Source organism: Clostridium acidisoli DSM 12555 (genome assembly GCF_900176305.1).
Taxonomy (GTDB): domain Bacteria; phylum Bacillota; class Clostridia; order Clostridiales; family Clostridiaceae; genus Clostridium_I; species Clostridium_I acidisoli.
Genome location: NZ_FWXH01000023.1, coordinates 22,666 through 32,392, shown reverse-complemented (window position 1 = coordinate 32,392; position 9,727 = coordinate 22,666). Strand labels below are relative to the sequence as shown.

7 protein-coding genes are annotated in these 9,727 nt (G+C 29.9%); 3 read left to right on the top strand and 4 right to left on the bottom strand.

Features of this window, described 5'->3' with window-relative positions; translation table 11 throughout:
• The first annotated feature begins 293 nt into the window (after window positions 1-293).
• A complete protein-coding gene (locus tag B8978_RS16870) occupies window positions 294-1,499 on the top strand; it encodes an ROK family protein (protein ID WP_084117465.1) in 1,206 nt (401 codons plus the stop codon).
• A gap of 16 nt (window positions 1,500-1,515) precedes the next feature.
• Entirely contained in the window at window positions 1,516-2,427 is a 912-nt protein-coding gene (locus B8978_RS16865; protein ID WP_084117464.1) for an AEC family transporter, read from the top strand.
• On the opposite strand, the gene B8978_RS16860 is transcribed toward B8978_RS16865, so the two are convergent.
• The gene (locus B8978_RS16860) at window positions 2,424-4,310 is read right to left on the bottom strand and encodes an ABC-F family ATP-binding cassette domain-containing protein (RefSeq protein ID WP_084117463.1); all 1,887 of its coding nucleotides are present in this window, start codon (window positions 4,308-4,310) and stop codon (window positions 2,424-2,426) included. The genes B8978_RS16865 and B8978_RS16860 overlap by 4 nt on opposite strands.
• A gap of 145 nt (window positions 4,311-4,455) precedes the next feature.
• On the opposite strand from B8978_RS16860, the gene clcA reads away from it, so the two are divergent.
• Window positions 4,456-5,760 (top strand): H(+)/Cl(-) exchange transporter ClcA, encoded by a 1,305-nt coding sequence (gene clcA / locus B8978_RS16855; protein ID WP_084117462.1) that lies wholly within the window; start codon window positions 4,456-4,458, stop codon window positions 5,758-5,760.
• Here clcA and B8978_RS16850 read toward each other — a convergent pair.
• From B8978_RS16850 to B8978_RS16840, 3 genes are read right to left on the bottom strand one after another with little or no spacing between them, the layout of a single operon-like run.
• On the bottom strand, window positions 5,757-6,863 hold the full coding sequence (locus B8978_RS16850) for a GerAB/ArcD/ProY family transporter (protein ID WP_084117461.1): 1,107 nt from the start codon (window positions 6,861-6,863) through the stop codon (window positions 5,757-5,759). The two genes, clcA and B8978_RS16850, sit on opposite strands and share 4 nt — an antisense overlap.
• A gap of 15 nt (window positions 6,864-6,878) precedes the next feature.
• Complete coding sequence (locus tag B8978_RS16845) at window positions 6,879-8,051, bottom strand: Ger(x)C family spore germination protein (RefSeq protein ID WP_084117460.1); 1,173 nt, start codon at window positions 8,049-8,051, stop codon at window positions 6,879-6,881.
• A 14-nt stretch (window positions 8,052-8,065) separates the two neighbouring features.
• The gene (locus B8978_RS16840; protein WP_242950590.1) at window positions 8,066-9,595 is read right to left on the bottom strand and encodes a spore germination protein; all 1,530 of its coding nucleotides are present in this window, start codon (window positions 9,593-9,595) and stop codon (window positions 8,066-8,068) included.
• Window positions 9,596-9,727: the final 132 nt, after the last annotated feature.

The window sequence follows — 9,727 nt, the reverse complement described above, 5'->3', positions numbered from 1 at the left end:
GTTGTCTCTAAATATTAAGACACATAAATTCATTATTTTTCCGACCTAAGGAGGAAAAATTTCCTTAGCCTTTATGGATTTATCCATAAACACTTCACCTTTTATCCGCGTCTAGCAGGGATAAAACCCATCACCTCGCCATTTGGCGACCCTTCGACTTTTAACGTGCGAAGCAATCGTTAAAACCCTTCACCATTGATTCGCAATTTCTTCATATTACGAATTTAAAAATATTAAACCTATGATATAATAAATAAAAGTAAATAAATTTATATTTTATTAAAGGTGATGAAATGTTTAAAGACATGAAAAAGCCCAAAAACAGGGCAAGTGCAAATAGTAAAAGATTATACAATTATATACATGAGTATGGTCCAATATCAAAAACAAAACTAATAGAACTTTCGGGACTTACACTTTCAACACTAACTAGAGCTATGGAAATACTTATAAGAGATGAACTTATATATATTTGTGATATAGGTGAGTCTAGCGGAGGGAGAAAACCTGGGCTTTATAGAGTTAACTCTTCAGCAGGATATATAATAGGTATAGATATTTCGAGAACGTATACAAAGGTTGCACTTATGGATATTGAATTAAATATTTTAAAATCCAGTAGCTTTGGAATGTTTTCAGAAAGTGTTCCACAAGATACACTTGAAAAAATATGTAATATTATTGATGATTTTTCCAAGGAATTTCATAAAGAAAAGATAATAGGAGTAGGAATAGGTGCAGTTGGCCCAATTGATATGGAAGAAGGTAAAATGCTTAATCCATTAAATTTTCCAGCGTTAGGTTGGAAAAACGTATCAATAAAAAAAATTATAGAAAAAAAAACGGGGCTTATAACAATGCTAGAAAATGGTGCTAGTGCTGCAGTACTTGGTGAACATAAAAAAGGTGTTGGGAAAAACGTTAACAATATAGCATATATTATTTTAGGAGTAGGTGTAAGATTAGGTATGCTTTCAAAGGGAGAAATATTAAATAGCCCTAATTCAAATGAAGGAGCTTTTGGACATACAGTTATAGATATAAACGGTAAAAATTGTTCTTGTGGCCAAAAAGGATGTTTGGAAGCATATGTTTCTATAAAAGCAATCATTGACAAATTTAAAGAGGAAATACAAGAGGGCTCATACTCAAGTTTTGCAGAAGAAATACAATATGATTTATCTGAAATAAATATTGATAGCTTTTCAAAAGCGGCTAAAAGTGGTGACAAGATAGCCATTGAGGTTATTGATAAGGCTACGAGTTACTTAGCGGTTGGTGTTACAAATTTAGTGAATATATTAAATCCAGAACTTATAATAATTGGAGGACCAATCATAAAAAAATGTGATATATTTTATGAAATGGCTGTAAACAAAGCTATGGATAAAATAAAAAATATTACTGAATCTAGAATTATTTTCAGTAGTGGAAGTTTAGAAGATGATGCAATTGTAGTAGGGGCAGGGAGTAGGATATTGGATTATTATCTTAAATAGATTTGAGGAGTTTTGTATGAGTAATATTAATAATCAATTTTTAGTTTCAATGCTTATTATTATACTGGGGTACGTATGCAAAAGAATAAATATAGTTAAACAAGAAGATGGAGAGGGAATTGCAAGGATAGTTCTAAATGTAACGCTTCCATGTTTAATTATAAACACATTTAGTACACTTAAAATAGAAATTTCACTTCTCAAATTGACTTTAATAGCTATAATATATGGAATTATTATATCAATTATAGGTTTGTACGTGTTTAGAAAAAAGAAAAGAAAAACAAAAGGTGTACTAGTTATGCTTTTACCAGCATTTAATATAGGACTTTTTGCGTATCCGTTGGTCCAGGCTATTTGGGGAAAGGAGGGAGTAAAATACTTTGGTATGTTTGATGTAGGAAATTCAGTTATAATATTTGTGTTGTGTTACATAATTGCAACATACTTCTCAGGTGAATCCTCCAAATTTGAAGTAAAAGACATACTCAAGAAGTTATTTAAATCCGTACCACTTATTACATATATAGCAGTAGTTATTATAAACGTTTTAGGTTTGCACATTCCTGGGTTAATTGTAAATATATCTAGCATAATATCTAAAGCAAACATGCCAATGTCATTATTGCTTTTGGGTATTTATCTAAGCTTTTCTTTTAACAAAAGTTATTTTAAAAATATAGGTTTAGTGTTAGCACTAAGATATGCTATAGGATTTGTAGTTGGTATTTTATTTTTTATCTTTTCTCCATTTGATAAAATGTCAAGGTTCACCTTGTTAATTGGGTTTATTTTACCAGTGGCTTCTGCAATTATACCTTTCTCTATAGAATTTGATTACGATGAAAAATTAGTAGGGGCATTAGCAAATATAACCATACTAATTAGCTTTATATTAGTATGGTTTATTGTAATAATTACTACTTAATTCTTGGAATTTTCAATTTTTTCCGCTAGTTCATTCAAATATACCCAGCGTTCCATTTGGATATCTAAATCTTTTTCTATCTGTTCTTTTTCTCCAATGTATTTTTGAAGTAGAGAATAATCGGTGGAGGAGTTATTTATTTTTTCTTGAATATCTTCTTTTTTTGACTCTAATTCAGAAATAACAGAATCTATCATTTCATATTCCCGTTGTTCTTTATAAGAAAACTTTAAACCTTTTTCTTTATTTTTAGGAACAGTTATTTTGTTTTTATCCACAGTTTTGTGGACAAGAATTTGCTCCTTGTTGATAAGTTCCGCACTTACTTCAGAATAGTTACCAGTATGTTTAGATATTGTACCATTGCCTTCAAAGAAAAATATCTTTTCACAGGTTTTATCAAGAAAGTATCTATCATGGGATACAGTTATTACACTTCCATTGAAATTTTCTATATAGTCTTCTAGGATAGTTAGAGTTTCTATGTCTAAATCATTAGTAGGCTCATCTAAAAGAAGAACATTAGGAGCTTCCATAAGAATCCTAAGTAAAAATAATCTTCTTTTTTCACCACCAGAAAGTTTTGAAATAGGTGTCCACTGCATATCCTTTGAAAATAAAAACTTTTCAAGCATTTGTGAGGCACTGATTTTATCACCATTTGCAGTAGTAAGGATTTCAGCACCTTCTTTAATATATTCTATAACTCTTAAACTTTCATTCATATCATAAACTTCTTGAGAAAAAACACCAATCTTTACAGTTTCACCTGTTTCGACAGTACCGCTATCTGGCGAAAGTCTATTGCTGATTATATTCATAAGAGTAGATTTTCCACTACCGTTTGGACCAACAATTCCAATTCTATCATTTCTAGTGACAATATAACTAAAATCATCTATTAGTTTTTTGCAGCCAAAACTTTTACTTATATGTTCAATCTCCAATACTTTTTTTCCAAGACGGCTAGAAGAAACAGAAATTTCAACATTTTCTTTTGAGATATTGTTTGCACTTTCTTTTAACTGATCAAATCTGTCTATTCTTGCTTTTTGTTTAGTGCTTCTTGCTTTAGCACCTCTTTTTATCCAGGCAAGTTCCTTTCTAAAAAGATTTTGTTTTTTTTCTTCACTACTTTTTAAAAGATCTTCTCTTTCTAATTTTTTTTCTAAAAAGGTACTGTAATTGCCAGTATAGCTGTAAAGAGAAGCATTATCAAGTTCTAAAATTCCATTGGTAACTCTATCAAGAAAATATCTATCGTGGGTGATCATTAATAAAGCACCTTTTCTTTTATTAAGATACTGTTCAAGCCAATCTATAGATTCATTATCCAGATGATTTGTGGGCTCATCTAAAATTAATAAGTCTGACTTATTAATAAGTGCCGAAACAAGTGCAACTCTCTTTTTTTGACCACCAGAAAGAGTACCTATTTTAGCATTAAAATTACTAATGCCAAGTTTTGTAAGAATAGATTTTGCATCACTTTCAAGATCCCAAAGATTTAAGGAATCCATATCGTGAGACAAAGTCATTAATCTTTCACTGCTTGTGTTAGGACTCGTAAGGGCTTCTTCATATTGTCCTAATAACTTCATAGAAGGTGAATCTCCTCTGAAAACTTGTTCTAAAACAGAGGCAGCTGATTCAAAATTTGGATTTTGGGGTAGGTATTCTATACGTATAGAGTTTCCTTTTATTATTTTTCCAGTATCTGAGGTTTCAAAACCTGCGATTATTTTCAATAAAGTAGATTTTCCAGTGCCATTGACACCAATAAGACCTATTTTGTCACCTTCGCTAATACCAAGATTTATATCTTTAAATAGTATTTTATCACTATAACTTTTTGATATGTTTTCAATGCTTAAAAGATTCATATTTTATCCTTTCAATAATAAATATTTTTCATTCAATACCATAATAATACCATAATTACAATGAAGCTGCTTAGAAGAAAATTTGAAACTAGCCATATAAGTTGTTATACTAAAAAAAGAAAAGCTTAAGGGGGTGCTAGTACTTTTGAAGAGAAATAATAAAATTTTATTAAATTTACGTAGCTTTGAAATGAAAATATTAATAGAGAGCATCATTGTAGGACTATTTTCTGGAATAATTATAGTATTGTATAGACTTATGATAGAAAAATCTTTTTCTATAACGGCACATATATACAGTAATATAAGCAGCAATAAATTTTTTATTCCATTATGGATTATGGGTTTTGTTTTAGCTGGTTTTGTAGTTGGCTTTATTGTAAAAAAACAACCTATAATTTCAGGCAGTGGAATACCACAAATGGAAGGTGCTCTAACTGACAAAATGGAAATAAGTTGGTGGAGGCTTATAGTTTGGAAGTTTATAGGTGGAATAATTTGCTTAGCAGCAGGATTATCACTTGGAAGAGAAGGGCCATCAGTACAAATGGGTTCAGCTTTAGGACAGGGATTTAGCAAGATATTAAAGAGATTAAAAACAGAGGAAAAATATCTTATAACTAGTGGTGCAAGCGCAGGTCTTTCAGCAGCGTTTAATGCCCCAATAGCTGGAGGAATTTTTGCATTAGAGGAGGTTCATAAAAAAATTTCTTCAAAAATTATGGTTTCAGCATTTGCAGCATCTATTACAGCAGCTTTAGTGTCAAAATATTTTTTTGGATTAAAACCAATGTTTAATGTAGAAAATATGAAGGCGTTACCATTAAAGTATTATGTTTATCTCATAGGTCTAGGAATAATATTAGGAGTAATGGGTGTAATATTTAACAAAAGTTTGTATAAATCGCAGGATATATACGGTAAGCTTAAAAATATGCCTATATATATAAAGACTATAATACCGTTTTTAATGGCAGCTTTATTGTGGATTTTTTTACCACAAGTATTAGGTGGTGGAGAAGATTTAGTTAATAATTTATTAGCCGTTCCAATTTCATTTAAATTGTTAATCGTAGTATTGATTGTTAAGTTTATCTTTACAATGATAAGTTATGGTTCAGCAGTTCCAGGAGGAATTTTTTTGCCGTTACTTGCAATTGGTGCCATAATAGGACTTATTTATGCTGATATAATTCATGGTTTATTTGGATTTAGTAATATATATGCAGCAAATTTAATTGTATTTTCTATGGCTGGTTATTTTGCGGCAATTGTAAAAGCACCTATTACCGGAATTGTACTCATAGTTGAGATGACAGGTTCAGTTTTTGCACTTATGCCCATGGCAGCTGTATGTTTAGTAGCCTATGTAGTTTCAGATGTTTTAAATTCAAAGCCAGTATATGAAGAACTATTGGAACGAATGCTTGAAAAAAGAAAAGCATCTTAAGTGTTTTTCTTAAGATGCAAAAGTTTCTTAAAATTTAAAAATAAAAAAGTAAAAGTTGGTATATATACTTGGAGAGGTAAATTTATTTTATTGATTATAATATCTAAGCCAATCTTTATGTGCTCAGGATAATTTGTAGCAATAGATAAGGAGGTTGTAAGCATTAGTATTCCAAATAATATGCATATAAGTCCCCAGTGTTTATTAATGTTAAACAGCTGAACTGCACCTAGAATACTAGCATAAAGTGTGAGACTTATCTTAAAAAAACCACATTCTAATAACAATATAATAAATAATATATCAAGTCTACTTATAAATTCACCAATACGAACAAGTCTTAAGGATTCAAGTAGTGGAAAATTGTTTACACTTGCAAAAAAAACACCTAAGGTAACAATAAAAAGAATGTTATTGATGGCAAGTATTAAGCCTTCAGAAATACAACCTAAAAAACATGCTTTTCTTATTTTGTTTTGCTGAAGCACATAAGGATAAAACATTGTTGTAATAATAAACTCACCATATGGAAAAGATAAAAGTGACCATCCATTTTTTGCAACAGGCAAAAAACCATCCTCTAAAATAGGAAGCAAATGTTCAGTTCTAAGAATACCACCTGTTATAAAAGTTAAAACCCATAAAAAAGCCAGGGATATCAAAATAACTATAATGAAAATTTCAGATAAACTTCCTAAGTTCTCCAAACCTTTATAGACACCGTATGTTATTGTTATTGTCAATAATATACCAGTTAAAATAATAGGTGTTCTCGGAAGCGTGAAACTTTGTATAAGTTCTAAAAAATCTCTTAACACACGGCCAGATAAATATAAAAAATATAAGATATAAGCCATACTTATACAGGAACCCAATATCTTGCCATATATTTTAGGCATATATGTAACTGGAGTGTCTCCAGGAAAATTTTTATAAAGATTAGTATATATAAATTGCAATATCAAATCAAATGCTGAATATAATAGCAAAGCAATCCAAATATTTTGTTTTTCATCAGGAACTAAAAAAAATAGTACGGCACTTCCAAATGGAATCAATATCATAATTGATAAAAATTGATGAGCTGTTATTTTTTCTCTCATATAAATTCTCCTCTATTAAAACGGTGATTTTGAAATTGTTCCTGTTTGTATAATAGTTGAGTCCACAACTACTTCAATATCTACATTAGGAAATATTTTATCCCAACTATCCTTTGATTTTTTCCATTGGTGTGGATATGTTCTGTAGACTAAGGATCCAAAATCAAAAATATCAGCTTTTAAACTTTTTTGAGCAGCTGTAATTGCAAGTTCAATTTCATTTTTAATAGCCTCATTTTGCCGCTGTCGTAAAAGTTTTAAAGAATTTGGATTTTTATTTGGATCAGTATTTCCAGACATATCTCTAATTGTTGTATCACCTTTAACAAGTATTTTAAATTTGAATTTTCCATTTTCAAAACTTACAGTTCTTTTAGAACTGCTTCTTTTAATATCAAAATTTAAAGTTTTATTGTCCGCCGTTTTAATTTGAAGATTCCCCCATTGAACATCTCCGCGAGACCAACTAAGACCTCTAACTTCAGTTGGAGACATATAACCTACGAGCTTATCTTTTCTGAAAACCGCATTTCCTGGAAATGTATAAATACTACCATTATTACTTTTGGCATCAGAATTTCGAAAATAATTTCTATCAATATCAATGACGCTAATAGAGGTTATGTAGGGCTCATTTTGTACACTTTCAGCAAAATCTAAATTTGAAGAAAAAGCAGTAAAACCTAAATTTTTTTGAACTTCTAATGCATTTATAATAGAAAAAGAAGAAATAGGATTATCCTTGGATTTCATTGATAAAATATCTGCAGCTTTACCTTTTGTTACAAGAAGAGGAACATTTGGTCTAATTTCATTAAACCTCATAGTAACGTCAAGCAGTGGTGCAATGCTTTTGACTGCAACATTTTCGCTAACTATAATGCAATTAATGTGTGAATAAATAAACTTTCGTCCAACACTACTTCTTATTTTGTAAATTGCAGTATCAGCATCAGAAGCAGTAGCAGTATATATATTAACTCTTGTATTGTCATTAGTATCTTGATTTTTTAACACTTGAAGAGTTATTGTAATACCACTTTTAGAAAAATCAAAACCTAAACCAAGAACTATTGCAAGCTGCTCAATTTCATAATTATCTCTACAGCCAGTTAAGCTTATTGATGACAATGTTATTATTAAAAAAAGTATTATACATTTCTTTGTTGTTTTAATAAAATTTTTCATGGGGAACCTCTTAATTATAGTGGCTTAATTTTTTTATCTATTTGCCATAATGGTGTTCTTAGTAAAGTATCTCTGTTTTTTGCAAAATTAAATGGACATATAGGGTACATATAAGGTATTCCAAAGGAACGTCTTGAAACTAAATATATGTCTAATAAAAGCATGCAACATACTATGCCAAGCATTCCAAAAAGAGAGCCTAAAATGAGAAAGCACAGTCTAATTATGGACAATGCAGTATATATTTCTGGAGATGGTATTGTAAAAAGTGCTGTTCCAGCAAAAGCTACAACTATTATCATTGGAGCACTAACAATTCCAGCACGTATAGCAGCTTCACCAATAATTAAAGTTCCAACAATACTTAAGGTTTGCCCTATTTGCTTAGGCATTCTAGAACCAGCTTCTCTAAGAATTTCATAGGTAATTAGAAGCATTAAACATTCAAAAAATGCTGGTAGAGGTATATCAGTTCGAGCGTTTACAATGGTTATTGAAAGTGAAGTTGGAATAAGTTCTTGGTGAAAAGTTACAAGGGCAACATAAAGTCCTGGTAGTACAGCTGTTATTATAAAGGATAAATATCTAACCCACCTGTTTAAAGTTGCAAAAAAATACTTCATATAGTAGTCCTCTGGTGATTGAATATATTCTACAAATAGAGATGGAACACTTAACACTACAGGTGTCTTATCCATAATAATAAGTACTCTGCCTTCAAATAACTTCATAGTTGCAACATCTGGTCTCTCTGTCCTAAAAATAAGTGGAAAAATATCAAAGGTATCATCTTCAATTGATTCAACAATGTAGTTTGTATCAGCAACAGCAGTTAAATTAATTTTTTTAAGTCTAGTTTTAAGTTCGCTAAGAACTTTTCCATCAACGGTTCCAGATAGATACATAATAGCAAAATTTGTTTTTGTTTCACTACCAATTGTATACATCTCAGTTTTTAGATTTATATTTTTAACTCTGCCTCTCAGCATTGCTAAATTTTTTGAGAGTGATTCTGTAAAACCATCTCTGGGGCCTCTAAGCACTGTCTCAGCTTCTGGTTCGGAAACAGTTCTATCTAGCTGGGATTTTAAACTTATAGAAAATGCCTTGTTAAAGGTATCAAGAAATAAAACTACATTTCCATCTAAAATTTTGTTAATGCATCTATTAAATTCATTAAAAATATTATCATCTTGTACACCTAGATAATATTTTATTGTATTTTCTATATTAGAATTTTTCAAAATTACATTTTGACTCATATTAAGTTTTGAGATAACATTACTTTGAAGCTGATTTTCATCTACTAGTTCGTTTATATATACTAAAAGGCATTTAGGACCACTTGAATCGAAGAGGTTAATTTTACGTATAGTTATATCAAAACAATTATAAAATATCTTCTTTAATTGTTTTTCATTTTCTTCTATAATATTTGAAATAAGTTTGTCAGGGGTAACTTGATGATCCTCTTCATTTTTTTGTTTATGTTCTGAATTTGTTAACGAAAATAAGGTTTTTATAAAATTTTTAATAGGAATCACCACCTTTAAAAGTATGTTTTACAGAATAAGCTAGTTTTATTCAAATGTAGATTTAATTTATCAATACAAATGGGGAAACATTGAAATTAGAGTCATTATATGTAATAATTAACAATGTAAAATAGATTTGGA

Bases quoted from the DNA above. Each gene is read 5' to 3' on its own strand.
- B8978_RS16845 (WP_084117460.1), bottom strand. From the start codon at position 8,051: ATGAAAAATTTTATTAAAACAACAAAGAAATGTATAATACTTTTTTTA.
- B8978_RS16865 (WP_084117464.1), top strand. From the start codon at position 1,516: ATGAGTAATATTAATAATCAATTTTTAGTTTCAATGCTTATTATTATA.
- B8978_RS16870 (WP_084117465.1), top strand. From the start codon at position 294: ATGTTTAAAGACATGAAAAAGCCCAAAAACAGGGCAAGTGCAAATAGT.
- B8978_RS16850 (WP_084117461.1), bottom strand. From the start codon at position 6,863: ATGAGAGAAAAAATAACAGCTCATCAATTTTTATCAATTATGATATTG.
- B8978_RS16860 (WP_084117463.1), bottom strand. From the start codon at position 4,310: ATGAATCTTTTAAGCATTGAAAACATATCAAAAAGTTATAGTGATAAA.